The 25,774-nt window shown below is 68.4% G+C and carries 21 protein-coding genes and 1 pseudogene; 8 read left to right on the top strand and 14 right to left on the bottom strand.

Features of this window, described 5'->3' with window-relative positions; translation table 11 throughout:
- Window positions 1–16: 16 nt before the first annotated feature.
- From JWS14_RS33065 to mdo, 6 genes are all read right to left on the bottom strand, one after another.
- On the bottom strand, window positions 17–703 hold the full coding sequence (locus JWS14_RS33065; protein ID WP_072948394.1) for a MadR family response regulator transcription factor: 687 nt from the start codon (window positions 701–703) through the stop codon (window positions 17–19).
- Window positions 700–2,040: a MadS family sensor histidine kinase gene (locus JWS14_RS33060; RefSeq protein ID WP_206015161.1), complete on the bottom strand. Its 1,341-nt coding sequence runs from the start codon at window positions 2,038–2,040 to the stop codon at window positions 700–702. The genes JWS14_RS33065 and JWS14_RS33060 overlap by 4 nt, the downstream gene beginning before the upstream one ends.
- A 4-nt stretch (window positions 2,041–2,044) precedes the next feature.
- A complete protein-coding gene (locus tag JWS14_RS33055) occupies window positions 2,045–3,232 on the bottom strand; it encodes an iron-containing alcohol dehydrogenase (RefSeq protein ID WP_072948410.1) in 1,188 nt (395 codons plus the stop codon).
- Between the two features lie 131 nt (window positions 3,233–3,363).
- Complete coding sequence (madC, locus tag JWS14_RS33050) at window positions 3,364–4,902, bottom strand: MadC family VWA domain-containing protein (protein WP_095860958.1); 1,539 nt, start codon at window positions 4,900–4,902, stop codon at window positions 3,364–3,366.
- A gap of 2 nt (window positions 4,903–4,904) precedes the next feature.
- Window positions 4,905–6,011 (bottom strand): MadB family AAA-type ATPase, encoded by a 1,107-nt coding sequence (locus JWS14_RS33045; RefSeq protein WP_072948388.1) that lies wholly within the window; start codon window positions 6,009–6,011, stop codon window positions 4,905–4,907.
- Window positions 6,012–6,115: 104 nt separating this feature from the next.
- A complete protein-coding gene (mdo, locus tag JWS14_RS33040) occupies window positions 6,116–7,387 on the bottom strand; it encodes an NDMA-dependent methanol dehydrogenase (protein ID WP_072948386.1) in 1,272 nt (423 codons plus the stop codon).
- 321 nt (window positions 7,388–7,708) lie between these two features.
- On the opposite strand from mdo, the gene JWS14_RS33035 reads away from it, so the two are divergent.
- Window positions 7,709–8,764 carry a ferredoxin--NADP reductase gene (locus JWS14_RS33035; protein WP_206015160.1) on the top strand — a complete coding sequence of 352 codons (1,056 nt, stop codon included), beginning with the start codon at window positions 7,709–7,711 and terminating at the stop codon, window positions 8,762–8,764.
- Between the two features lie 7 nt (window positions 8,765–8,771).
- On the opposite strand, the gene JWS14_RS33030 is transcribed toward JWS14_RS33035, so the two are convergent.
- Both JWS14_RS33030 and JWS14_RS33025 read right to left on the bottom strand, forming a co-directional pair.
- The gene (locus tag JWS14_RS33030; protein ID WP_072948382.1) at window positions 8,772–9,368 is read right to left on the bottom strand and encodes a CHAP domain-containing protein; all 597 of its coding nucleotides are present in this window, start codon (window positions 9,366–9,368) and stop codon (window positions 8,772–8,774) included.
- 25 nt (window positions 9,369–9,393) lie between these two features.
- The gene (locus JWS14_RS33025) at window positions 9,394–10,122 is read right to left on the bottom strand and encodes a DNA alkylation repair protein (protein ID WP_373560127.1); all 729 of its coding nucleotides are present in this window, start codon (window positions 10,120–10,122) and stop codon (window positions 9,394–9,396) included.
- Window positions 10,123–10,283: 161 nt separating this feature from the next.
- Between JWS14_RS33025 and JWS14_RS33020 the strand changes: the two genes are divergently transcribed.
- The gene (locus JWS14_RS33020) at window positions 10,284–10,649 is read left to right on the top strand and encodes an SPW repeat domain-containing protein (RefSeq protein WP_179377529.1); all 366 of its coding nucleotides are present in this window, start codon (window positions 10,284–10,286) and stop codon (window positions 10,647–10,649) included.
- 86 nt (window positions 10,650–10,735) lie between these two features.
- Window positions 10,736–11,389 (top strand): TetR/AcrR family transcriptional regulator, encoded by a 654-nt coding sequence (locus JWS14_RS33015; RefSeq protein WP_095860963.1) that lies wholly within the window; start codon window positions 10,736–10,738, stop codon window positions 11,387–11,389.
- Here the strand turns inward: JWS14_RS33015 and JWS14_RS33010 are convergent.
- From JWS14_RS33010 to JWS14_RS32995, 4 genes are read right to left on the bottom strand one after another with little or no spacing between them, the layout of a single operon-like run.
- Window positions 11,377–12,150: a glutamate racemase gene (locus JWS14_RS33010; RefSeq protein ID WP_072948375.1), complete on the bottom strand. Its 774-nt coding sequence runs from the start codon at window positions 12,148–12,150 to the stop codon at window positions 11,377–11,379. The genes JWS14_RS33015 and JWS14_RS33010 overlap by 13 nt on opposite strands.
- Window positions 12,151–12,182: 32 nt before the next feature.
- Entirely contained in the window at window positions 12,183–13,364 is a 1,182-nt protein-coding gene (locus tag JWS14_RS33005; protein ID WP_241031537.1) for an NAD(P)/FAD-dependent oxidoreductase, read from the bottom strand.
- Between the two features lie 33 nt (window positions 13,365–13,397).
- On the bottom strand, window positions 13,398–15,929 hold the full coding sequence (locus JWS14_RS33000; RefSeq protein WP_206015159.1) for an ABC transporter permease: 2,532 nt from the start codon (window positions 15,927–15,929) through the stop codon (window positions 13,398–13,400).
- A 4-nt stretch (window positions 15,930–15,933) separates the two neighbouring features.
- Window positions 15,934–16,707 carry an ABC transporter ATP-binding protein gene (locus JWS14_RS32995; protein ID WP_206015158.1) on the bottom strand — a complete coding sequence of 258 codons (774 nt, stop codon included), beginning with the start codon at window positions 16,705–16,707 and terminating at the stop codon, window positions 15,934–15,936.
- A gap of 143 nt (window positions 16,708–16,850) precedes the next feature.
- Here JWS14_RS32995 and JWS14_RS32990 point away from each other — a divergent pair.
- From JWS14_RS32990 to JWS14_RS32970, 5 genes and pseudogenes are all read left to right on the top strand, one after another.
- Window positions 16,851–17,769, top strand: a pseudogene (locus JWS14_RS32990) (DUF3159 domain-containing protein).
- Window positions 17,770–17,841: 72 nt separating this feature from the next.
- Window positions 17,842–19,404, top strand: coding sequence for a long-chain-fatty-acid--CoA ligase (locus JWS14_RS32985; RefSeq protein ID WP_072948369.1), 1,563 nt, complete (start codon window positions 17,842–17,844; stop codon window positions 19,402–19,404).
- Window positions 19,401–19,829, top strand: coding sequence for a YchJ family protein (locus tag JWS14_RS32980; protein ID WP_206015157.1), 429 nt, complete (start codon window positions 19,401–19,403; stop codon window positions 19,827–19,829). Before JWS14_RS32985 ends, JWS14_RS32980 begins: the two co-directional genes overlap by 4 nt.
- A gap of 24 nt (window positions 19,830–19,853) precedes the next feature.
- Window positions 19,854–20,456, top strand: a complete 603-nt coding sequence (locus JWS14_RS32975) for an AMIN-like domain-containing (lipo)protein (RefSeq protein ID WP_095860967.1) — start codon at window positions 19,854–19,856, stop codon at window positions 20,454–20,456.
- Window positions 20,457–20,558: 102 nt separating this feature from the next.
- On the top strand, window positions 20,559–22,457 hold the full coding sequence (locus JWS14_RS32970; RefSeq protein WP_206015156.1) for an ABC transporter ATP-binding protein: 1,899 nt from the start codon (window positions 20,559–20,561) through the stop codon (window positions 22,455–22,457).
- On the opposite strand, the gene JWS14_RS32965 is transcribed toward JWS14_RS32970, so the two are convergent.
- Window positions 22,438–23,841: a maltokinase N-terminal cap-like domain-containing protein gene (locus JWS14_RS32965; protein ID WP_072948361.1), complete on the bottom strand. Its 1,404-nt coding sequence runs from the start codon at window positions 23,839–23,841 to the stop codon at window positions 22,438–22,440. The two genes, JWS14_RS32970 and JWS14_RS32965, sit on opposite strands and share 20 nt — an antisense overlap.
- Window positions 23,838–25,694 carry a maltose alpha-D-glucosyltransferase gene (gene treS, locus JWS14_RS32960; protein WP_206015155.1) on the bottom strand — a complete coding sequence of 619 codons (1,857 nt, stop codon included), beginning with the start codon at window positions 25,692–25,694 and terminating at the stop codon, window positions 23,838–23,840. The genes JWS14_RS32965 and treS overlap by 4 nt, the downstream gene beginning before the upstream one ends.
- Window positions 25,695–25,774: the final 80 nt, after the last annotated feature.

Below are 25,774 nucleotides of genomic sequence, written 5' to 3'. Positions count from 1 at the left end.
CCGCGGCGGTGCCGGATCAGATCAGGCCGAGCTTGCCCGCCTCGTAGACGGCCTCGGCGCGCCGGCCGACGTCGAGTTTGCGCATGATGTTGCTGACGTGGAATTTCACCGTCGTGGCCGAGATGAACAGCCGCTCCCCGATTTTCGCGTTCGACAACCCCTTGGCGAGGAGTTGCAGGACCTCGAGTTCGCGCTCGGTGAGCCCTTCACGTGGGGTCGTCTGACCGTTGAGCGAGCGGATCACCGCGGAGGCGCTGCGGGAGTCGAAGGCGCTCTCGCCGCGGGACACGGCACGGATGGCGCGCACCAGCTCGGTGGTGTCGACGTCCTTGACGACGTATCCGCGGGCGCCGGCGTGGATGGCGCGAACGACGAGTTGTTCGTCGAGAAACGTCGTGAGCACGAGCAACCCCATCGTGCCGTCCGCGGCGGACAGTTGGGCGCACAGTGCCAGCCCCTCGTAGTCGGAGGCCGCCGACAGTTTCAGGTCCATCAGCACGACGTCGGGGGCGACGTCACCGACGACGGCCAGCGCCTCCTGACTGGACGATGCCTCGCCGACGACCTCGAGATCCGGTTCCCGTTCGAGGACGGAGCGCAAACCCTGCCGGAGTATCGCGTGGTCGTCGACGAGCACGAGCTTCACCACCGACGTGGGGCGGGCGGACCCGGTCTGGTCACGCACCGAGGTTCGTATGGTCATCGGTCCACCTCACTGTCGGAATGTAACGGAATGCGGGCAGCCACCCGGACTCCGCCGATCCTGGCCCGCGCCACCTCGAGAGTGCCGCCCAGCTCCGCTGCCCGGGCCTGCATGTTCGCCAACCCGCGGTGGTGCCCGTCGAGGTCGTTGTTCGCCGCCATCCGCAGCATCAGGCGCATCCGCTTCGGGTCTCCGTTCCCGTCGTCGGCCACGGAGAGCAGCACCGAGTCGGCCGAATACGTGAGCCGCAGGACGGCGCGCGTCGCGTTGGCGTGGACCGCCGCGTTGAACAGCGCCTCGCCGGCGATCCGCAGCAGCGCGTGTTCCCGTTCGCTGGACAGCTCCGCGGGTGTGCCGCCGACGCGGACGGTGACCGCGAGTTCGTCGGGCATGTGCACCACCCCGAGCTGCTCGAGCATCTCGGGCAGGGACGTCCGGTCGGAACCGCCGGAGTGATTGAGCGCGTAGATGGCCGAGCGCAACTGCTCCACGGCGCGGCGCGTCAATTCCTTTGCAAGATCGAGCCTCTCGCTGCGCTCCTGGTCCGGGACACCGCTCCGGCACACCTCGATCTGCATGCCGGCCGACAGCACCGCCTGGGTGACGCTGTCGTGGAGTTCGCGGGCGATCCGGTGCCGTTCCTCGTCCAGCACCTGGTGCCGGTGGGCCGCTCCGAGTTGCCGCTGGGTGGCTTCGAGTTCGGCATTGCGCACCGCGAGGTCGGACGCGGTTCGGCGGGCCTCCGAGTACGCGTGCTCGGCCCGTTCGAGCAGCAGCTGGCCCCGCTGGTACAGCGCCGAATTCTGCAGTGCCACGGCGGTCTGACTCGCCAGGATGCTGAGGACCGCACCATCGGTGGTGTCGAGCGTGCGGTGCTCGGCCGTCCAGGCCGCGAAGGCTCCCACGACGCCACCTTCGAGGACGATCGGCACGAACGCGTGGTGCGTGTCGATGACGGGAGCGCCCCCGGTGCGCGCGGACCGGATGTCGGCCAGACACGTCACCACCTCGTCCGGCAGCGGTGGGCCCTCGACGTTGTCGACGAGGAACGGCGTCGCGTCCGGCCCCAGTACCAGCCGGCGCGGGCCTGCGTCGGGCAGCATGCCGTCGGCGAGGGCAAACGCGACCCATTGCGCGTCCAGGTGCGCCCGGGCCGCCTCGGCGACCGCGCAGATGAGCGTCTCGGGGCCCTCCACCGTGCGGACGAGGGCACGCGAGATGAGTTCCAGTGCGTGGACGACACGTTCGAGACGTTCCGCGGCGCCGCGATATTGGGGGTAGAACGTCGGCTTGCCGGACCGCAGTCCGGTAAGCGTCGACAGGTCCGGGGCGTTCATGCGCTCACAGCGCAGTCCGGAACAGCGCCACCATCTGCTCGTGGGTGGCCGTGCGCGGATTGGTGGACATGCAGGCGTCGCGGAGCGCGAACTCGGCCAGGCGTGACAGATCGGCTTCGCGAACTCCCAACTGCCCCAGACCTTTCGGCACTCCCACCTCGCGGGCGAGGCGATCCACCCGGTCCGCGACGGCGAGAGCGGCCTCCTCGGGTGTTCCCCGGCGCTCCTCGAGACCGAGAGCAGCGGCGATGGCGACGAACGGGGTGGCGTCGTCGGTGGCGTTGAACCGGATGACGTGCGGGAGAAGGATGCCGTTGATGACTCCGTGCGGCAGGTCGAGCAGGCCCCCGACCTGATGGCTCATCGCGTGCGCGGCACCGAGGATGGCGTTGGTGAACGCGAGGCCGGCCTCGAGGCTCGCCTGCGCCATGACGGCCCGGGACTCCATCTCCATCGGCTCCTCGATGGTGCGGACGAGAGTGTCGGTGACCAGCCCGACCGCGCGGAGCGCATGGTGGTCGGTGAGCGGGTTGTGGGCCAGCGACACGAACGCCTCGATGCCGTGGGTGAGGGCGTCGAGTCCGGTCGCGGCGTTGAGCCATTCCGGCATGGTGGTGAGCAGCCGGGGGTCGATCACGGTCACGTCCGGGACGAGCGCGCGGCCGATGATGGTGATCTTGGTGCCCCGCCTCGTGTCGGTCACGATGCAGAACTGCGACACGTCGGCTCCGGTGCCCGACGTGGACGGCACCATCACCAGCGGCGGGATCGGACTGGTCGCCTGGTCCACTCCCTCGTAGTCGAGGATGTTGCCCCCGTTCGCGGCGAGCACCGCGATGCCCTTCGTCGCGTCGATGACCGAGCCGCCGCCCAGGGCGATGAGAACGTCGCATTCGCCCTCGCGGTACGCGTCGTGTCCGGCCGCGATCTCGTGGTCCTTGGGGTTGGGTGTCAACGCACTCCACACGACGGGGGTGAGGCCCTGTTCGCGGAGCTGATCCTCGAGTTCCGACGCCCAGCCTGCTTCGATCAGACCCGGATCGGTGACCAGCATCGGCCGCGCCCCGCCGAGGCGGAGGACCGCATGCGCGGCCTCGACCATCGACCCGATACCGAACACGATCTCGGGTGCGTGGAATTTCACCAGCCTGCCGGGGGCGGTGGTGCGGGTGGACGGATAGGACACGGACAAGTCGACACTCCTCCCGACACCTGCGTACATGTGATCCAGATTACAAGACCTTGGCCTCGACCCTACGGCCCGGGAGAGGGCTTCACACCCACCGAAGGACAGGCACGGCACCTACCCGATCGGGTAGGTACTCACCGCAGCGCGTGTCCCAGCTCGGCGGCGCGGGACATCAGCTGCGCGGCATCCCGGGCGACCACGACACGGTCGCAGATGTCCGCGTACTCCGGCATCGCGCACGACGCCTGGTTCCAGTACCGCTCGGGTTCCGGCGTGATCCAGGCCAGCCGGTGCACCTTGCGTCGCAGTTCGGCGAACTCGTCGACGCCCGGCGGCAGGCCGTTGCACCGCCCGTCGCCGACGACGATCACCGAGGTGCGGGTGTTCACTTCGGTGCCGAACTCTGTCAGCACGTCGGAGAAGACCCGGCCGTAGTCGCTGCTCGCCTCCAGATCGATGCGTGGGTCGGCGAGCACCGAGGCCAGCGCGTCGTCGTCGGTCCCGGCGAGGAGGGTGTCCGTGACGTCGACGGGCCGGTCGACGAACGCCAGGACCTGACAGCGGCTCGCCCGGCGGTGCATCGCCTGTGCCAGCCGGAGAGTGAAGGCGGTGACGGGTCGTACCGACAGCGACACGTCCGCGAGGATCAGCACCCGCACCCGGTCCGGACGCCGCGCCTTCACCATGAGGTGGAACGGGACGCCTTCGGTCCGCAGGCTGGCGCGCACGGTGCGGCGCATGTCGAGGCGGCCCCGGGCCAGTTCGCGCGGGCGGGGACGTGACGGCCCGCGCATCCGCCGAAGCACCTCGTAGCACGCCTGATTCACCTCGGCTCGCGACGTGGCCGCCACCGGACCGCTCGCGGTCCCCGGTGCGTCTGCGGGCCCGGCGGTCAGGTCCCGGGCGTCCGCCAGCGCACCGACGAACGCCTCCACCGCCTCCGCCAGCCGGTTCAGCTGGGCCGCGGTGAGGGGTTCCGCCCCGCCGGAATCGGCGTAGACCTTGCTCGGGTCGTAGGCGTCGAGCCACGCGAGAATCGACTCCGGATCGTCCCAGGACAGCGATCCGACGACGGCGCCGCTCGTCGACGACGCCAGGTCACCGACGGCGGTACTCGCCGCCCGCTCGACCTCGACCGTGTACGTGACGCCGCGGCGTCCGGACTCGGCTTCCGAATCGACGGACAAATCTGCGTCGCTCGACGTCATGCTGACGTCGTCGTCGTCCTTGTGGGGGTTGAACCCCTTCTGCGCCTCGGGGGTGTCGAAGTGGTCGCCGACCTCGGCGGCGCGCTCGTTGTACTCCGCGTACCGGGCGGTCTCCGCGTTGTCCGCCACCTCCAGCGCGGACGGCAGGCCCTCCGCGAACTCGGCCCGGGACGGCGGCCGCGCGCCGCCGGAGGCAGCGTCGGCGACCGACCCGAAGAACACGTCGAAGGCACGGTCGAAACCCTGCTGTTCGTACGTGTACTTCGCGCACACCGCGCGCAGCGACGCCCGCAGGGTGGCCGTGTCCCGGCCCTCGACCAGCCCGAAGACCCGGCGAACCTCGATGACCTCGGCGGGGGACGCGGCGACGCCGTAGCGGCGCAACATCTTTCCGAACGACGCCGCCAGCACGTCGAGGAGTTGCGAGGGAAGGGACGGGGACGGATCGGGGGCCGGGTGGAGCATCGTCAGCGCCTGCCCTGGCGGCCCGCGCCGATGCCGCCGCGGTCCCGGCCACCGCGTCCGCGGAACACGGCGGTGGTCGTGTTGGCCGGCCGCGATGCGACCGTCACCCGCTCCGCGGGCCCGGCCGGAGTGGTGTCCTCGTCGTCCGAGGAGAGCGGCTGTTCGCCGGACAGCCGAGTGCGGGCCAGTTCGACGTCGCTGGTGTACTTGAGCAGGGCGGTGAGCAGGATGTCCCGGACCGCGGCCTGCGCACTCACGGCCACCCCCGTCGACTTCAGGACCACCGCCGCACGGGCCGCGTCGATGACTTCCGCGATAGACGGACTCTTGCGGAGCGGCAACTCCCGCAGCGTGCGCGCCAGATCCACCACGTCCGCCGCCACGGCGTCCTCGACCTCGGGCGCCCTGGCCGTCACGATGTCCCGCTCGCGCTGCGGCGTCGGATAGCCGAGGTGGTAGTGCAGGCAGCGACGCTTCAGCGCGGGCGACAGTTCACGAGTGTCGTTGGACGTCAGGATCACCCACGGCGCCGACCGGGCGGCGAACGTCCCCACTTCGGGAATCGTGATCTGCCCCTCCGCAAGAACCTCGAGGAGCAACGCCTCCATCGACTCTTCGGTGCGGTCCACCTCGTCGACGAGCAGCACCACCGGTTCCGGCGACAGGATCGCCTCGAGCAGGGGGCGCACCGACAGGAAGTGCTCCGAGTACAGCCCGAAATCCTGGGCTGCCAGGAACTTCGACGCGTCGGCGATGTCGTCGAACGCGGCCAGCTTCTCCCCGATGCGGTCACGCAGCATCTGCACGTGCAGAAGCTGTTTCGCGTAGTCCCACTCGTACAGCGCCCGGTTGTCGTCGAGACCTTCGTAGCACTGCAGCCGGACGAGTTTGCGCCCCGCCGCCTCGGCCAGCGACTTCGCCAGCTCCGTCTTGCCTACACCGGCAGGCCCCTCCAGCAACAGCGGGCGTTCGAGCGCGGTCGCCAGGTGGACGACCACCGCGAACTCGTCGTCGGCGATGTAGTCGACCTCGCGCAAGGCCTCCTTCAGTTCCGCGCCGTCGGCGAAGCGGACGTCCTCCGGTTCCGGGGCTGTGTGCGGTGCAGTCATGATCGGGGCATCCGTCCTTCGTCAGCAGGTGGTGGTGGGAACGCATCCGGGGCGGGGCCGGGCTGGGGTGTGGCGCCCGCCCCGGACGCGAGTTTTCAGGTCGGTCAGTACGCGCTGTTGATCGCGTGATCGACCACGGGGATCATCGACTCGACCGTCACCTCGCGCGGGTTGCCCGGCGTGCACCAGTCGCCCTGAATGTGCTCGGAGATGGCGCGCACGGTCTTCTCGTCACCGCGGATGGTGTCGCCGCGACCCTCGTACTTCTTCGTGTTCATCTGGTTCTTCTCGTACGAGTCGGTGCGCACCTGACCGAAGTTGTCGGGAATGCCTACGTCCTTCGCCAGGCGGATGGCGGCCTCGACCGCCGCGTCCGCGGCCTGCACCGTGGTGAGGTTGCGGGTGTCGACCCCCAGCGCGCCGGCCAGCTGGGCGTAGCGCTCGTACCGCGACGGCAGGTTGTACTCCCAGACGCGAGGCAGGGCGATCGCGTTGTTCAGTCCGTGGTGGCTGTCGAAGAACGCGCTGACCGCGTGCGAGATGGAGTGCACGATGCCGAGGCCGCCGGAGTTGAACGCCTGCCCGGCGATGTACTGCGCGTTCATCATTCCCTCACGGGCCTTCAGGTTGCGCGGCTCGAACACGGCCTCCCGCAGGTTCTTCGCGACGAGTTCCACCGAGTACAGCGCATTGCCGAGCGAAGGCGCAAAGTCGAGACGCGACACGTACGGCTCACTGCCGTGCGCGAGGACGTCGAATCCGCAGTACGCGGTGAAGTGCTGGGGGCAGGTGTAGTACAGCAGCGGGTCGTCGATCGCGAGGGTCACGATGGTCGCCTCGTCGAATCCCACCCACTTGTGCGGGTTGTTCATGTCCGACGTGTCGGTGATGACGTACGCCCACGAGGTCTCCGAACCCGTACCGGCCGTGGTGGATACGGCGATGTGGGGCGGGTTCTCCTTGTTGGTGGACTTCGCGAATCCCTCGAACTCGTTGATGTTGCGGCCGTCGTGCGCGACCACGACACGGGCGCCCTTGGCGGCGTCGTGACTCGAGCCGCCGCCGACGGAGATGATCGAGTCGCACTTCTCCTTCTGGTAGAGCGCGGCCGCCTCCATGACGTTGTAGTCCTTGGGGTTGGACTCGACCTTGTCGTAGAGCACGACCTCGACGCCCTGGTACTCGATCTTGCCGACCAGTTCCTCGATGATGCCCGAGCCGCGCAGGCCGGTCGTCATGAGCAGGGTCCTCTTGAAACCGAGGTTCTTCGCCTCGACGCCGATGATGTCGTGGGCGCCCACTCCCATCAGTGCCCGCGGGAACGGGTGGAATTCCTTGATGGGGAAGTCCCAGATCTGGTTGAGCTCGATGGCCATGGCCGTCTCCTCGATTAGTCGATGTCGGATCTGAAGCGTTGGGGAAGGGGACGCAGTAGATGTGATCGGCGTCTCACCTGGAATCCACTGTGACCTAGTTCGGGCCCGGGTTACAGACCTGCGAGCCCGAACCGTCCGACCGCGGCGGACAAACTGCCCGATCGGGCAGGTGCGGCCGGGCCGAGCCGGAGAGGTGGGCACTCGGTAGGCTGTCCACTCCGCACGGAGTGGACAGCTAGGCAAAAACTAGAACCTGTTCTATTCTTGGGGCAGGTAAGCGAGCGTTCCGGCGCTGCGAAGTACGGAAGGACTGCACACACGATGACGACTGTCGAGGTGCCGCACAGCTCACGATCGGTGGTGCTCACCGTGTCGGGCGTGGTCGAGGAAACCGCCGATTCCCGGTCACTGGTCTTCGACGTCCCGGCCGACCTCGCAGGCAAGTTCGCCTACAAGCCGGGCCAGTTCCTCACCCTGCGCATCCCCAGCGACCGCACGGGATCGGTCGCCCGGTGCTACTCGCTGGCCAGCTCGCCGTTCACCGACGACGCACCCAAGGTGACCGTCAAGCGGACGGCCGACGGGTACGGGTCCAACTGGCTCTGCGACAACGTCGCCGTCGGCGACACCCTCGAAGTCCTTCCCCCGTCGGGAGTGTTCACCCCCAAGTCGCTGGACCACGACTTCCTGCTGTTCGCGGCGGGCAGCGGCATCACGCCGGTGATCTCGATCCTCAAGTCCGCCCTCACCGAGGGGTCCGGCAAGGTCGTCCTCTTCTACGCGAACCGCGACGAGAAGTCGGTCATCTTCGCGGAGGAACTGCGCACCCTCGCGAGCCGGTACCCGTCCCGGCTCGTGTCCATCCACTGGCTGGAGACGGTCCAGGGACTGCCCGGCGTCGACCAGCTCGCCTCCGCCGTCGCCCCCTACCTCGGGCACGAGGCATTCATGTGCGGACCGGCGCCGTTCATGGACACCATCCACAAGGCCCTCGCCGACGCCGGCATGCCGCGCACCCAGGTGCACGCCGAAGTGTTCAACTCGCTGGCCGGCGACCCGTTCCGTGACTCCGACGTCGTCGAGGTCACCGAGTCCGAGGCCGCCGACGCCGCCACCGTGGAGGTGGAACTCGACGGCGAGATCCACACCCTGAGCTGGCCCCGCAAGCAGACCCTCGTCGACATCATGCTGGCCAAGGGAATCGACGTGCCCTACTCCTGCCAGGAGGGCGAGTGCGGGTCGTGCGCGTGCACCGTGCTCGAAGGCAAGGTCGAGATGGAGAACAGCGAAATTCTCGACCCCGAGGACATCGAGAGCGGCTACATCCTGGGCTGCCAGGCCCGTCCGGTCACCGACCACCTCAAGATCGAATTCTGAAGGCCGCTCACCCGAGCCGGCCGAAACCGACGACGGCGGAGTCGCTCGCCCAGTCCACCGTGTGCACGCGGATCCGGCCGAACTCGTTGCCGCCGACCGTCGTAGCGGTGTCACCGTCGACGGCGACGACGATGTTGGTGTGCTGGCCGACCCAGCTGCTGTTGTCGTAGAGCACCACGTCCCCGACGGCCGGGCGGTACCCGTCGCCGACCTCCTGGAACCGCGACTGCGACTGGTAGTACTCCTGCAATGTGTAGACACCCGGGATCCGCCAGTGCCCGGAATTCGGATTCGACAGCGGCAGGCCCGCTTCCCGCATGATCCAGCTGACGAAGTCCGCGCACCAGGGCTCCTCGACCCCTTCGGAGTAGAACGTCCCCGGCCGCTGCGTGCCGTGCTCGGCCTCCAGTAGCCCGACGATCCGCGCCTGCTGCGGCGACAGCGCGGTCGTGTCGACGGCCGGGAATTCGGCGGTGTCCCACGGCAGGTAGCGGTCCGGGGCCAGCCACAGCACCCCGCCCGCCACGACGGCCATCACCGCGACGACCGCGCCGAGGATCAGCCCGGCACGTCGGCGGCGGCGAGTGGGCGCGGGAGCAGTCATGCCACCGAATGTAGCGGGAATCCGGTCAGCGCATCGCGCGGTAGCCCGCACGCTCCTCAGCGGTGAGGTGCTCACACGCGTATGTCAGGGCCGTGCGCCCCATCGCGGCGGCGTTCCGGTCGAGGAAGCCGGTCAGCAGGGCGCGGTCGACCCGCTTGCCGACCTCGCGCAGCATCCATCCCGTCGCCTTCTGCGTGAGGTCGCGGCGATCACCGAGGACGGACTCCGCGACCTCGAGCGTCGTCGACGCGTCACCCCGGCGGATGAACCCGAACGTACTGAGCAGCGCGACGCGACGCCGCCAGAGGTCGTCGTCCGCGGCCAGCTCGAAGACCGGGTCCCGCGGCCGGTCGAACAGCCACGTGCCCAGGATCCGGTCGGCGGACGAGTCCACCAGATCCCAGTTGTTCACCCGTCCCCGCATCACCAGGTCGAAGTAAAAGGACACGATCTTCTCGCGCAAGGCGTCGTCGCCCGCCTTCGCCGCCCGGTCGAACTGCGTAACGAGTACCAGCAGCCCCGCCAGTCGGTGCTCGTGCACCGGACTGTCGAGCAGCACGGTCACCTCCGGCAGGTCCAGATCGGCGTGAGCGCGAACCACGCTGCGCGTCCCGGGAACCCGCACGCCGATGAAGACGTCACCCTCCCCGTATTCACCCGGACCGGTCTTGAAGAACCGTGCCAGATTGACGGCGTCGGCCTCGTCCGACACGTCGGCGAGAGCACGCTTCACGTCGTCTGCGGTGGAAGTCACGAAGGCACTGTCCCACACGTCACCGACACCGCGAGCGAAGATCACAAAACATGCTCCGACCTGCGGTTCGTGTTATCCGAATGCAACGGATCAGGTATTGATCGGGCGGTCAATCAGGCGTGTACTCGAAGTGGACACAATCCATTTCGAGGAGGCCGGACATGAGATCGTGGAGTCGTATGCAAGATGTGGTGGCGATCGTGATCGGAGTCTTCGCGGCGCTCTCGCCGTTGTGGCTCGACACCAACAACGCCGCGATGTGGTCACTCATCGTCCTCGGTGTACTCGTGGCCCTCTCCGGTCTCGTCCATATGAGCCGACCGGAGATGACTGCGGCCGAGTACGCGATGGCCGTCTTCGGAGTGCTGTTGTTCCTCGCCCCGTGGGTGATGAACTTCGACGCATTCACGGGCGCGGCGTGGACCGCATGGGTCGTCGGTGTCCTGGCAGTCGTCGTGGCTGTCACGGGGTTGCCGATGATGAGTTCCCGGATGCACGGACACGGAGGGCTGGCGACGCATCACTGATCTGTGAACCACAGCACCGAGAACATCGATTGGGGCGGGGCGCAGGCTTACGGCCTGCGCCCCGCCGTTCACGTCGGGAAAGGCCCATGCCAGCACCCCATCTCGGAAAGCCCGGTAACTCCCAACCGCGGAAAGGCCGGCGGCGGCGCAGCGCGAAGATCGACGGCGACGCGCGGGAACTGATCCTCGACGCCGCCGAATCCCTCATCGCCGTACACGGATTCGATGCCACGCCCACCGCATCGATCGCCTCTGCCGCGCACGTCCCGAAAGGACTGGTGTTCTACTACTTCCCCTCCAAGACCGACATCCTCCTTGCCCTGCTGTCCGAGAGACTGCCGACCGAACCCTTCGGCGACGTGGGCCCCCTGGTGACTCCGGGTGACCCCGCCGCCAGCCTCGTCAACCTCGACACCGCACTGAATCTGCACGACCACCACTCGTCGGTGATGCGGGTGATCATCTGGCGCGAGGCCGAGACCCACCCGGACGTCCGCGCCCACCTGAGGCGGTTCCGCGACTACCTCAGCGACATCACCGAGCGACTGCTGCAGGCCAGTTCGCCGTACCCCGTGCAGCCCGGGACACTCCGGGCCTGCGCGACGGCGTGGGTGGCCGCGATGTTCTCCGTCGCGGGCAACGACCGCTTGCACGACCTCGACGACCTGCCGCGACAACACGGCGAGGAACTCGGCAACGTCGCACGGGTGGTGGCGGCCGGGATGGTTCAGCTGGGCTGAGATGTTCCCGCGGCCAGCAGCTGACCGGCGGGGAACGCCTCCGCGCTCGCGGGCAGCCGCCCGGGCCTGCCGCTGAGGAACACCTCCACGGTGCCCTCCCCCGCGCTCGGCCGGTTCAGCGCGTCGATGCGGCGCAGGGTCTGCGCCGCCACCGCCTCGGCGCTGTCGAACAACCGCACCCCGGCCGGCAGCTGCGCCGCGATCTCGTCGGCCATCAACGGGTAGTGGGTGCAGCCCAGCACCACCCCGCCGACGTCGCCGGGCGTCCGCTCTGCGGCGGACGCGATGGCGGCGATCGCAGCGTCCCGCTCCCCCCGGTCGATGGCCTCCGCGAGACCATGGCAAGCGACCCCCACCACCGAACTGCCGTTCCCGAACTTCTCGATCAGATCGGCCTGATACCGGCTCGCCGTCGTCGCGGCGGTCGCCCAGACCGCGACGGACCCGAACGCAGCGGCGGCCGGTTTGATCGCCGGCACCGTCCCGACGACCGGAACCTGCGGTCCGACGAGCTCCCGGACGTGGTCGAGCGCGGTGACGCTCGCCGTGTTGCACGGCAGCACGATCACCTCGGCGCCGCGGTCGAGGCTGCGCTGCGCGGTCGCGAGAACACGATCGATCACCCACTGCTCCGGTTTGGGACCCCACGGGGCCCCGTCCGGATCCAGCGCGAGAATCAGATCCAGTTCGGGTCGCAACTTCCGCAACCACGCCGCCGTCGGCAGCATGCCGAGACCCGAGTCGATGAGCGCAACAATCACCCGGAGAATCTATCGCGCCCCCGTCCCGGCTCTTACGCCGACGCGGCCTCGAGGACCTCACCGATCGGAGTTCCCGCCGCGATCTTCGCCCGCATCTTCATGACACCACCCGCCATCCCGCCGCCGACGACACCGGCCAGGATGCCGTCCCGTTCGTAGTAGGCGAGGAACTTGCGGCCGTCGTCCTTGATCACGTGCACCTCGTCGGTGGCCGCCACCGTGCCCAGGGCCTGGATCTTGATGTCGTACTGGTCGCTCCAGAAGTACGGCACCTGAGCTGCGGTGTTCTCGTCGCCGGTGCCGGTCAACGCCGCGGCGAGGATCTTCGCCTGCTCCCCGGCGTTGCTCCAGTGCTCGACGCGCTTGCGGCCACCCACCTGCAGCTGCCACGCGGCCACGTCGCCGACCGCCCACACGTGCGGGACCGCCGTGCGTCCGACGCCGTCGCACACCACCCCGTTGTCCAGTTCGACACCAGAGCCGTCGAGCCACGCGGTGACCGGCACCGAGCCGACCCCGATCGCCACGACGTCGACGTCGACCTCGCTTCCGTCGCCGAGGACGGCTCCGGTGACCCGGTCGGTGCCCACCAGCGACGTGAGCCCGACACCGGCCCGCAGATCGACCCCCTCGGCGGTGTGCAGCCGGGCGACGAGTCCCCCGACCTTCTCGCCGAGCACGGACGCGAGCGGCGTCGACTGCGGCTCGACCAGCACCACGTCGAGCCCGCCGGCCCGCATGCTCGCCGCCAGCTCGCAGCCGATGAATCCCGCCCCGACGATCAGCGCGCGCCTGCCCTCGGCGAGGTCCGCGCGCAACGCCAGGCTCTCGTCGATGGAACGGAGAACGTGGACGCCCGCGAGGTCCGGAAGTCCCGGGATCCGCCGCGGCACGAGACCGGTGGCGATCACGAGTTCGTCGTAGCCGAGTTCGCTGCCGTCAGCGAGTCTCAGGATGCGGGATCCGGTGTCCACCGAGGCGGCCTCGACCCCCAGCCGCAGTTCGATGTTCTTCTCGTCGAAGAACTCACGCGGCTTGAGCGTGGTGTCGCTCTTCTCCCCGCGCATCACTTCCTTCGACAGCGGTGGGCGGTCGTAGGGAAGGTGCGGTTCACCTCCGAGAAGAATCAGATCACCCTCGTATCCGGCCCGCCGAAGTTCCTCCGCGGTGCGCAGGCCCGACAAGCCCGCCCCGACGATCACAATTTTCTGCACGCCAACACATTAGGCGCTTTGCGCCCGTGAGGGTCAGAGGTCGGCGATGGCCTCCAGCGGGCGGGTGCGGGCGGCGCGGCTCGCCGGCCACAGTGCCGCGAACACACCGACCACACCGGATCCGAGGAGCATCGCGACCACCTGCCCCCACGGCACCGTCACCTGGCCGAGCCCCTGGTCCTTCAGGGTGCTCACGAAGCCCCAGCCGAACGCGATGCCGAGCAGCACGCCGACGGCCGCACCGAACACCGCGATCAGCATCGACTCCAGGTAGATCGTGCGGCGCATCTGGGACCTCTGCATCCCGACCGCGCGGAGCATGCCGATCTCCCGCCTGCGCTCGACCACCGAGAGCGCGAGCGTGTTGATGATGCCGAGGATCGCGATCACGACGGCGAGTGCGAGCAACCCGTAGAGGATCGCGAGGAGCGTGTCGATCTGCTGGCCCTGCGTTCCCTTGAACTGTTCGCGGTCCTGCACCTGCACCACGACGAACTGCTTGGTCGCGGATTCGAGGTCGGCGCGCAGCTGCGTCAGGTCCGCACCCGGCTTCGCGTCGATGAGCACCGCCAGATCGGGGATGGTCGCGGCGGGCATGACCTGCCGGTAGACGTCGTCCGAGACGAGCCAGTCGCCGACCAGCTGGTTGTCTTCGAAGACACCGGTGACCTCGGCGTCGACGACTTTCCCGTCGGCGCTCGTCATCGGGACGGTCGTGCCCAGCGTCCAGCCCTTCTGCGCCGCTGTCGTCTGGGACACGATTAGGTGGTTGCCCGTCAGGTCGGCGCCGCCCTCGACGAGCTTGTAGTCGAGGACGCCCTCGAGTGGGCCGTCCAGCGACGCGCCCTGTTGCCGCTCGTCGTCGACCGTCACGGACACCGGGTGCAGGGCGGCGGCGCTCTGGACGTCGTCGAGGTTCCGCACGGCTCTCGCCGCGCCGCTGGGCACACCGATCTGATTGGGTCCGGTGAGCACGTAGTCGGCGGACACCCCCGAGTCGACCAGCTGGTTGACGCTGGCCTTCGCGGATGCGCCGAACACCCCGATGACGGATACGAGCATCAGTCCGAGTGTCAGCGCGAACGCGGTGGCGGCGGTGCGGCGGGGATTGCGCACGGCGTTGGTGCGGGCCAGGCGCCCGACCGGGCCGAACGGCTTGGCCAGCACCGCTCCGAGCGCCCCGACGATCGGCCGGGACAACGCGGGGGCGGCGAACAGCACAGCCAGGATCAGACCGAGCGCGCCTGCGCCGACGACCGCCGCCGCACCGCCACCGGTACCCCGCGAACCGATCACGAGTCCCACGACTCCGAGGACACCGAGGACCGCACCGGCGATGGTGCGCACGTGCAGTGAGTCACCGGTGGACGCGAATTCCTCGCGCATCGCCGCGACGGGCGGCACCTTGGACGCGCGCCGGGCGGGTGCGTACGCGCTGACCGTCGTCACGAGCACCCCGACCACGAGGGCGATGAGAATCGTGCGCGGCCCCACCTGCAGGGGACCTTCGGGCAGACCGACGTCGAACGCGTTCAGCAGTGCGCGCAATCCGTAGGCCAGGCCGACGCCGGCGGCGATCCCGATCGCACTGCCGATCACGCCGACCACGAGGGCCTCGAAGACCACGGACCGGCCCACCTGCTTGCGGCTGGCACCGATCGCGCGGAGCAGCGCCAGTTCGCGCAACCGCTGGGCCACGATCATCGAGAACGTGTTGTAGATGATGAACGTGCCGACGAGCAGAGCGATCGCACCGAATGCGAGGAGGAAGTAGTTGATGAAGCTCAGCGCCTCCGTCACCTGCGCCTTGGTTTCCTCGCGGACCTCGTCGCCGGTCTGGACCTTTGCGTCGGGAAGGGCGGCGGCGATCTCGTCGCGCAGTTCGGTCTGGGACAGACCGGTCCCGGCGACGTCGATGTACTCGACGTGCTTACCGTCGGTGAACAGTTCGCGGGCCTGCGAGTCGACGAACGTCGCGCCGATGAATCCACCGGTCTCGTTGCCGGTGTCGTAGATGCCGGAGACGGTGACGTCGACCATGCCGCGAGCGGGCACGAGGACCTTGGTGGTGTCGCCGACAACGAGTTGCGCGCGTTCCGCGGCACTGGCGTTGACGGCGATCTGACCGGCCTGCGCGGGCGGGGTTCCCTGCACGTACTCGTCGGGCTCACCGAGCGCCTGACCCGGCGGCAGGTACGACTCCCCGATGCTCGGCGCACCGCCCGTCTGGACGGCGGCGCCGTCGGAATCGATGAGGACGATCTGCCCGCTGACGGCAGGTGCGACCGCGCGCACCCCGTCCAGCGCGGTGATGGTGTCGAGGTCGGCGAGGGGCACTCCACTGGAGTTGCGCTCCTCGCTCGACACCCGGACGTCGACCCCTTGCGCGGTGTTCTCGAAGATCGAATCGAACGTCCTCTGGAGGGTGTCGGTGAAGACGAAGGAACCGGCGACGAACGCGGTGCCGAGCACCACGGACAGCACCGTCAGTGCCAGCCGGACCTTGTGTGCCGCCAGGTTGCGCAGCGACACCTTGCGCATCGGCGCACCGGATGTGGACGCCATGCGGTCAGACCGCCGCGTCGGACGTGAGGGCGTGGGCAGGCTCGTCGAGTCGCTTCATCGTGTCGAGGACCGAATCGGCCGTCGGCTCACGCAGTTCGTCGACGATCTTGCCGTCGGCGAGGAACACCACCCGGTCGGCGTAGGCGGCCGCGCGGGGGTCGTGGGTGACGATGACCACGGTCTGGTGGAATTCGTCCACCGCGGCCCTCAGGATCGACAGCACCTCGCCCGAGGACTTCGAGTCGAGGTTGCCGGTGGGCTCGTCGCCGAAGATGATCTCCGGCTGCCCTGCCAGGGCCCGGGCACACGCGACCCGCTGCTGCTGACCTCCGGACAACTCCCCCGGGCGGTGCTCGAGACGATCCTGCAGCCCGAGTTTGGTGAGCACGTTCTCGAGCCACGCGGCGTCCGGCTTGCGGCCCGCGATGTCCAGCGGAAGGGTGATATTCTCCAGCGCCGTCAGCGTCGGCACCAGGTTGAACGCCTGGAACACGAAGCCGATGCGGTCGCGTCGCAGCTGGGTCATCTGCTTGTCGGTCAGCGTCGTCAACTCGGTGTCGCCGATGAGGACGGAACCCGAACTGGCGTCGTCGAGGCCGGCCAGGCAGTGCATCAGCGTCGACTTGCCGGAACCGGACGGTCCCATGATCGCGGTGAACTCACCACGGGCGAACTCCGCGGATACCGCGCTGAGCGCGTGGACCTGGGTGTCGCCGGTGCCGTACGTCTTGGACAGCTCGACAGCACGGGCAGCGACAGCGGGGGCATGCGTGCTCATGATCGCCTTTCGTCATTCTCTTGTGGCGGTCCGGCCCCGTGGTGACGGGCCGGGACGGTGCACGCGCGGCGCACTCCTCCATCTTGTCGACACCCGCGGCGGCCCGCCATCAGGGACCACCCTGATCTTCGGTAAGTCGGGACGTGATCCCTGACACGGCGACCCGGCCGGAAACGCCCACAACGGATGTGCCGACCTGGGAGAATTCCGGTATCGCCGGTGCGAAGGAGAGCCCTCATGGCCATCGAACCCCCCACACCCCGGACGGGATCGCGTTTCCTCGACGCGTTCCTCCAATCACCGTTCGCCGGCCTGGCGCCGTGGATCGTGATGTCGCTGCTGTCCGGCCCCGGGCGGTTCGAGGAATCCGTCGCCACCGCCCTCGGGTTGTCGATCCTGTTCCTGTTCCTCAGCCACCGCCGCGGCGGAAGCCTCAAACCCATGGAAGTGTTCGACATCGTCTATTTCGGCTGCCTCGCCGTGATCGGACTGTTCGCCTCCGACAGCCTGATCACCTGGCTGGAGAAGTGGTCGGGCGAGATGTCGAGTCTGGCGCTCGTCGCGTTCGCGTTCGGCTCGCTGTTGCTGCGCAATCCGTTCACCCTGCCGTACGCCAAAGAGACTACACCCGAGGAGTATTGGACCTCGCCGCTGTTCCTGAAGGTGAATCAGCTCATCACCCTGGTGTGGGCGCTGTCCTTCACAGTGTCGGCGGCATCCGGACTGTACGGCGACCTCGTCCTCGACCAGCCGGACAATTTCTGGACGGGGTGGATCATTCCGATCGGGGCGTTGCTGTTCGCGCTGTCCTTCACCGAGTGGTATCCGGACGTGGCGAGCGCGCAGGCGCCGCGGGAACCCGGGGAACCGGAAGAGGTGGCGCCGCCGCTCGTCAAGCTGTTCGACTTCCTGCCGCCGTACGTGATCGGCGTAGGGATCGCGATGCTCGTCACCGACAACGACCCCGACTGGCTGGGCATCACCCTGATCGTGGTGGGCGCCCTCGGCAGCGCCGCGTTGCGACGCGCGGGCACGCAGAGCCGAAGCAGTTCGACCGCATGAGGCAAAACGTCACTGATCGGAGCACCGGCTACTAGCCTGATGTGACTGACGTCACAGACGAGAGGTGGGCGCATGTCGGACGCCGAGAACGAGATCATCTTCGACCGACTCGCGCACTGGGCGCAGGTTCGACCGGACGACGTCGCCGTGCAGTTCCAGGGCGCCGACTACACGTGGTCCGGGTGGCACGACCGGATCCTGCACGTCGCGGGAGCCTTGGCAGAAGGCGGAATCGGGGCAGGCGACACGGTCGCGTTCGTCGACAAGAACCACCTGTCCTGCCTCGAGGTCACCTACGCCGCCTCCCTCCTCGGCGCGGCGGCCGCAGTGCCCAACTGGCGACTGGCCGGCGAGGAACTCGACTACGTGATCAACGACTGCAAGGCGCGAATCCTGTTCGTGGGCAACGAGTTTCTCCAGCAAGTCATGGCCTTGCGGGACCGGCTGACCGGCATCGAGCAGATCATCACCGTCGGCGGGGAGCACGACGAGTTCGAGCCGTGGCTCGCCGAGGCGTCCGTCCTGTCGTCGAGGCCGGACGTGGCCGCGGAGGCCACCGCGCTGATCCTCTACAGCTCGGGAACCACGGGCAGGCCCAAGGGCGTTCAGCTGACGCACCGCAACCTGATCGCGCACAGCATTGCGGTGCTCGACATCCTGCCCGCACGGCACGACGACTGTCTGCTCGTCGCCATGCCGCTGTTCCACGTCGGTGGGAGTTGCTACGCGATCATGGGTGTGCACGCCGGCGCCCGCTGCCATTTCACGAGGGAGGCCGACGCGCCGTCGCTGTTCGGTGCGCTCGCGGCCGGTGCGAACATCGCGTTCCTCGTTCCGCCGGTGATCGCCGGGGTGCTCGCCGGGGGCGAGCAGGCCGTGGCCGCGTTCGGCGCGCTGCACCGCATCACGTACGGCGCCGCCCCGATGCCGCTGCCGTTGCTGCGCAGCGCGCTCGCCGCCTGGCCGGAGGCGGAGTTCGTCCAGGTGTACGGAATGACCGAATGCGCGGGTGTGGTCACCGCACTCCTGCCGGACGTGCATCGCGACGAGTCGCAGGAGGCGAGGATGGCGTCGGCGGGACAGCCCATTCCCGGTGTGGAGATGCGCATCGTGGACCCGGCCACCGCCGAGGACGTCGCCACCGGTGAGACCGGGGAGTTGTGGTGGCGATCGGACCAGCGCACGCCCGGCTATCTCGGCAAACCCGAGGCGACGGCGGAGGCGATCACCGCGGACGGGTGGTTGCGCAGCGGCGACATGGGCCGCGCGGACGCCGACGGTTTCGTGTTCATCGAGGATCGGCTGAAGGACATGATCATCACCGGCGGCGAGAACGTGTACTCCCCCGAGATCGAACGGGTCCTCGTCGAACACCCGGCGGTGGCGGAGGTCGCGGTGATCGGCGTTCCCGACGACCACTGGGGTGAGACGGTCAAGGCCGTCGTGGTGCCGGTGACCGGAAGCAGCATCGAACCGGACGAACTGATCCACTACACCCGTCAGCGCCTGGCGAAGTTCAAGTGCCCGACGACGGTCGACGTCGTCGACCTGCTGCCGCGCAACCCCACCGGCAAGATCCTGAAGCGGGAACTGCGCGCGCCGTACTGGAAGGACCGCACTCACAAACTCGTGTGACCGCCGTCCATACTGGGACCGTGACCGTTCGATGCCCCTGCCTGCTCGGTGAACCGTACGACGAGTGCTGCGGGAGGTATCACCGCGGCGAGGCGAAGGCGCCCACGGCCGAGCGCCTGATGCGATCCCGGTTCAGCGCGTTCGCGGTGCTGGACGCCGACTATCTCCTCGCGACGTGGCATCCGAGCACGCGGCCCGCGGGCCTGGACCTCGATCCCGAGCAGCGCTGGACCCGCCTCGACATCCTGGGCACGACCGGCGGCGGTCTGCTCGACACCACCGGCACCGTCGAGTTCCGTGCGCACTACGTACTGGACGGCGACCGCGAATCGCTGCACGAGAACAGCCGATTCGTCCGTGAGGACGGCAACTGGCTGTACCTGGACGCGATCGCGACGCCACGCCCGGGGCTCCCGCGTCTCTGATCGGCCCCGGCTTACGATCGGATCATGATCAACCACCGGATCGGTCCCTTCGCCGCGTTCGCTGCCTGCGCGCTGGCCCTGACACTCACCGGATGCTCGGAGTCGAACTCCGCCAGCAGTGTGGCGGCGACGTCGCCTGCCGCCGCGGCCACCACCGGCAGCGCACTCGAATCCGAGTCGGCGCCGATCCCGACCGACGCGTCGCCGAAGTCGTCCGCGGCGTCCGAGTCCGCGAAGCTCACCGTCACCGACGTCCGCGTCGGCGGGCACGAGGGATTCGACCGCGTGGTGTACGAACTCGGCGGCAAGGGCGCCCCGGGCTGGCGGGTCGAATACGTGGACCAGGCCGTGCAGGACGGCAGCGGCAAGACGATCCCGGTGTCGGGCAACGGCATCCTGCAGGTGCAGATCGACGGCTCGGCGTACCCGTTCGACAGCGACGTGGAGGGCTACTCGGGCCCCAATCCGGTGCCCGGTGTTCCCGGCGGCACGGTGACCGAGGTCAACGGTGCGCTCGTGTTCGAAGGCGTCACCCAGTCGTTCATCGGCGTGAGCGCGCCCGGCCGTCCGTTCACGGTGTCCAACCTGTCCGATCCGACGCGGGTGGTCGTCGACGTCGCGAAGTGACGCTTCCCGCGCCCGCTGCTTGACCTCGAGTTAAGTTGAGGTTCTACGGTCATGTCATACCCCGGCTCTACCGTGGGGGGACAGCGACAGGAGGCCGCCGGCATGAGCATGGAAGTCACGGCGTGGAACGCGATGTACAACGCGATGCACGCCCAGGAAGATCGACGCCCCTTCTCCCGGACGACGTTGCGGCGGATCGCCCGTTTCGCCCGGCCGCACCGCCGCAACCTCGCGTGGTACCTGCTGCTCAGCGTCGTCACGGCCGCGCTGGCCGTGGCCACCCCGGTGCTGGCGGGCCGCGTCGTGAACGCCATCGTCGGCGGCGACGCGGTGTCCGTGATCGTGCGTCTCGCGGCGCTCATCGCGGTCATCGCCGTCCTCGAATCCGCACTCGCGCTGTGGACGCGGTGGTTGTCGGCGAGCATCGGCGAGGACCTGATCCTCGACCTGCGCACCGCCGTGTTCGACCACGTGCAGCGGATGCCGATCGCCTTCTTCACCCGCACCCGCACCGGCGCGCTGGTCAGCCGCCTCAACAACGACGTGATCGGTGCGCAGCGCGCATTCAGCGACACCTTGTCGGGTGTGGTGTCCAACCTGGTCACGCTGGGCATCACGCTGATCGTGATGATCGGGATCTCCTGGCAGATCACGCTGTGCGCACTGCTGCTGCTGCCGATCTTCGTCCTGCCCGCCCGCACGATGGGCGCACGGCTCGCGCAACTCAATCGTGAGGCGGCCAACCACAACTCGGTGATGAGCACCCAGATGACGGAACGGTTCTCGGCGCCGGGCGCCACCCTCGTCAAACTGTTCGGCCGTCCGTCCGAGGAATCCGCCGAATTCGCGGTCCGCGCGCGGCGAGTCCGGAACATCGGCGTCCGCACGGCCATGCTGCAGTCGGTGTTCGTCACCGCGCTCACCCTCGTCTCGGCGCTCGCGCTGGCCCTCGTCTACGGACTGGGCGGGTTCTACGCACTGCGCGGACAACTCGACGCGGGAGCGGTGGTCGCGATGGCGATGCTGCTCACCCGCCTCTACTCGCCCCTTACCGCGCTGGCCAGCGCACGCATGGACGTGATGAGCGCGCTGGTGAGCTTCGAGCGCATCTTCGAGGTCCTCGACCTGACGCCGCTGATCGCCGAGAAGCCCGACGCGGTCGCGGTGCCCGAGGGCCCCGTGTCGGTGGAGTTCGACTCGGTGGAGTTCGCGTATCCCTCGGCCGACAAGGTGTCGCTGGCGTCGCTCGAAGAGGTCGCGACCCTCGACACCCGCGGCGGCGTCGACGTGCTGCACCGACTGTCGTTCCGCGCCGAACCCGGGCAGATGGTCGCCCTGGTGGGATCGTCCGGGGCCGGCAAGTCCACCATCGCCCAACTGGTTCCCCGGCTCTACGACGCGGACGCGGGCTCGGTGAAACTCGGCGGGGTCGACGTGCGGGACCTGACCGCCGACTCGGTGCGGGCCACCGTCGGAATGGTGACCCAGGACGGGCATCTCTTCCACGACACCGTTCGAGCCAACCTCTTGCTCGCCCGCCCCGGCGCCACGCCGGCCGAACTCGCGGAGGTCCTGGAACGCGCCCGGCTCACCGACCTCGTCGCCGCCCTTCCCGACGGCCTCGACACGGTGGTCGGCGAACGCGGCTACCGACTGTCCGGCGGCGAACGCCAGCGGCTGACCATCGCGCGCCTGCTGCTCGCGCATCCTCGGGTGGTCATCCTCGACGAGGCGACGGCGCACCTCGACTCCACGTCCGAGGCCGCCGTCCAGGAAGCGCTGGGCGAGGCCCTCGCCGGCCGCACCGCCGTGGTGATCGCGCACCGGTTGTCGACCGTCCGCGCGGCGGATCTGATCCTCGTGGTCGAGTCCGGGCGCATCGTCGAACGCGGCACCCACTCCGAACTGCTCGCCGCGGGCGGCCGGTACGAAGAGCTGTACCGCACCCAGTTCGATACGGGCACGGTCTCGTCCCCAGCCCTCACCGAGGTGCTGCGGTGAGTCTGCGAATGGCGGAGAGGGGCAAGCCGATCCACTGCGGGCGGTTCCTCGCCTCGTACACCGTCTCGTACACCGCCTTGTCGAGTTCGTAGGCCCGGAGCAACGCCGCCGCCTCTCGCGGATCGGTGCCCGACACCGAGGCATAGCCCTCGCAGAAGGCGTCGGCGTTGCGCTGGGCCCATTCCCTCGCGCGGAAGTCCCGTTGCGACGCCGCTCCCATCGCCCCCATCGGCACCGAATCGGCCAGCAGGTGGTGGGCGGCGTAGTCGAAGGACCGCAGCATTCCCGCGACGTCCCGCAACGGACTGTCCCGTTCCCGGCGCTCGTCGAGCGTCTTGGCTGGCTCGCCTTCGAAGTCGATGAGCAGCCACCGCTCCGGTGTCCGCAGCACCTGACCGAGGTGCAGGTCCCCGTGAATCCGCTGGACGGCGGTGGCGCCCAGCGCTTCCGCCTCGGCGAACTTGTCCCGCACCGCGGCGGCCACCTCCCCCAGTTCGGGAACGATTGCGGTGGCGGCGTCCAGCCTGCGGTTCATCGCCTCCACCGTCGTCGACGCCACCTGCCGCTCCTCCGCACCCAGCGCACGCGCCAGCGTCGAGTGCACCTCGGCGACGGCAGCGCCCATGCGATGGGACTCACCGGCGAAGTCCGTCCCCAACTCCGCGGCGTGGAGATCCGCCTCGATGAGGAGGTCGCGGACGCTGCCCAGCGCCATGCTCCACCCGTCCGCCGAATTGGCCTCGAAGTCCTGCACCATCGCAAGCGTGGTGAGAATCCCGGCGACATCCGTCTCCATCCACGCCCGCAGCGTGGCCACGTATTCACTGCCCGCGCCGGCGAGCGCCAGATGGAGTTCCACGTCGGGATTCACCCCGGGGGTGACCAGGCGGAAGATCTTCATGAGCAACTTCTCCCCCAGCACCACCGACGTGTTCGACTGCTCCGCGCCGAGGGTTCGCCCACGCAGCCCCGGTTCGATCACCGTGCCCGGCACGGTCTTCAACTGCACCGGTCCGGAACCCTGCGCCTCGGCCAGCAGGTCCGCGTACAGGGTGATGACCTCGGCGTCGTGCAGTCCGTCGTACGCGATCATGCCGTTGCCGTCGCCGTCCGGCAACGCCCACGGTTCGAGGTCCTCGGGCAGATGACTGCGGAACCCCAGCGGCACCTGGTACACCTGCGCCGGGCCCGCCTCGAATTCCACCGACACCAGCAGGTGCTCGGCGGAGAACCCGAAGACCGACGTCAGCTCGTGGCGGAGCAGGATCCGTACCGCCGAGATGGTGTTGCCCTTCGCGGCGAACCACCTCCGGTCCGGCAACCATCGGACGAGTTGCCGTTCGAGGGTCTCGTCGGGAATGCGTCCGCTGGTGGGTTCGTTCACTGCTGCACCGCCTGTTCCGCTTCGCTGCTGACCGGGTGTCCGCTCACCGCGCCGTCGGATTTGGGATCCGGTTGCAGCGCGAACCAGAAGAAGCCGTGACCGGGCAGCGTGATCATGTACCCGTCGTCCCCGATCGTGGGAAAGGGAACGGAGCCGGTGAGCTCCACGGGGATTCGGCCGGTGAACTGGGTGAGGTCCAGGATCACCGCCTGCGGGAACCGGGACAGGTTGTTGACGCACAGGATGACGTCGCTGTACGCGCGGTCCTCGCTCGGCGGGGTCTCCCGCACATACGACAACACGGCCGGGTTCGCACTGCCGAGTTCTGTGAACGAGGCCGTTCCGAACGCCGGGTGCTGCTTGCGAACCTGGATCAGCCGGCGGGTCCAGTGCAGCAACGAGTTGGTCGAGTTCATCTGCGACTCGACGTTCACCGACTGATAGCCGTACGTGGGGTCCATGATGACCGGCAGATACATTCGCGCCGGGTCGGCGCGGGAGAATCCGGCGTTGCGGTCGGGCGTCCACTGCATCGGCGTCCGCACCGAGTCCCGGTCGCCGAGCCAGATGTTGTCGCCCATGCCGATCTCGTCACCGTAGTAGAGGACGGGCGAACCCGGCAGGCTCAGCAGCAGCGCGGTGAACAGCTCGAGCTGGTTGCGGTCGTTCTCGAGCAGCGGCGCGAGGCGCCGCCGGATGCCGATGTTCGCCTTCATCCGCGGGTCCTGCGCGTACTCGGAATACATGTAGTCACGCTCCTCGTCCGACACCATTTCGAGCGTCAACTCGTCGTGGTTCCGGAGGAAGATTCCCCATTGGCACGAACTCGGAATCGGCGGGGTCTGCGCGAGGATCTCGGAGATCGGAAAACGGTTCTGCCGCCGCACCGCCATGAAGATGCGCGGCATCAGCGGGAAGTGGAACGCCATGTGGCACTCGTCGCCGACATTGGGCTCCCCGAAGTACTCCACGACGTCCGACGGCCACTGGTTGGCTTCGGCGAGCAGCGCCCGCCCCGGGTACTCGGCGTCCATGACGGCTCTGCACTTCTTGAGGAACGCGTGGGTCTCGGGCAGGTTCTCGCAGTTGGTGCCCTCCCGCTCGAACAGGTAGGGCACCGCGTCCAGCCGGAAGCCGTCGATTCCGAGGTCCAGCCAGAACCGCAGCACGTCGATCATCGCGTCCTGGACGTCGGGATTGTCGTAGTTCAGGTCCGGCTGGTGGGAGAAGAAGCGGTGCCAGTAGTACTGCTTGCGCACCGGATCCCACGTCCAGTTGGAGGTCTCCGTGTCGACGAAGATGATCCGCGCCTCCGGATACCCTGCGTCGCGGTCGGACCAGACGTAGAAGTCGCCGTACGGGCCGTCGGGGTCGTTGCGCGACTCCTGGAACCAGGCGTGGGTGTCGGACGTGTGGTTCATGACCAGGTCCGTGATGACCCTGATCCCGCGGCGGTGCGCCTGATCGAAGAGCTGGACGAAATCCTCGACCGTCCCGAATTCCGGGAGCACGGCACGGAAGTCGCGGATGTCGTATCCGCCGTCGCGTAGCGGTGAGTCGTAGAACGGTGGCAGCCACAGACAGTCGACGCCGAGCCAGGACAGGTAGTCGAGTTTGGACGTCAGCCCCCGGAGATCGCCCGTTCCGTCTCCCGAGGAATCGAAGAACGCGCGGACCAGAACCTCGTAGAACACCGCGGTCTTGAACCACTCGTTGTCGACTTGCAGTTCTCTGGCGTGGAAGAAGTCCTCGGAACGGGCCTCGATGATGTGGCCTTCGAGGTCGTGTTCCGGTGGGGACGCGCCCTCTCGGGGCGGGTCGGCGAAGGCCGACGACGAATCTTCCAGGGGCATAAGCACCTCGGTTCGCGACTCGATCACAGGAACAGGGATGTTCCCCGGACACGTGCCTCGATCGTAGGTCGGTCCTGCCA

The sequence above is a fragment of the Rhodococcus koreensis genome, assembly GCF_017068375.1.
Lineage (GTDB): Bacteria > Actinomycetota > Actinomycetes > Mycobacteriales > Mycobacteriaceae > Rhodococcus_F > Rhodococcus_F koreensis.
The sequence above is the reverse complement of the archived record's forward strand: the minus strand, read 5'-3'. Positions and strand labels throughout refer to the sequence as shown.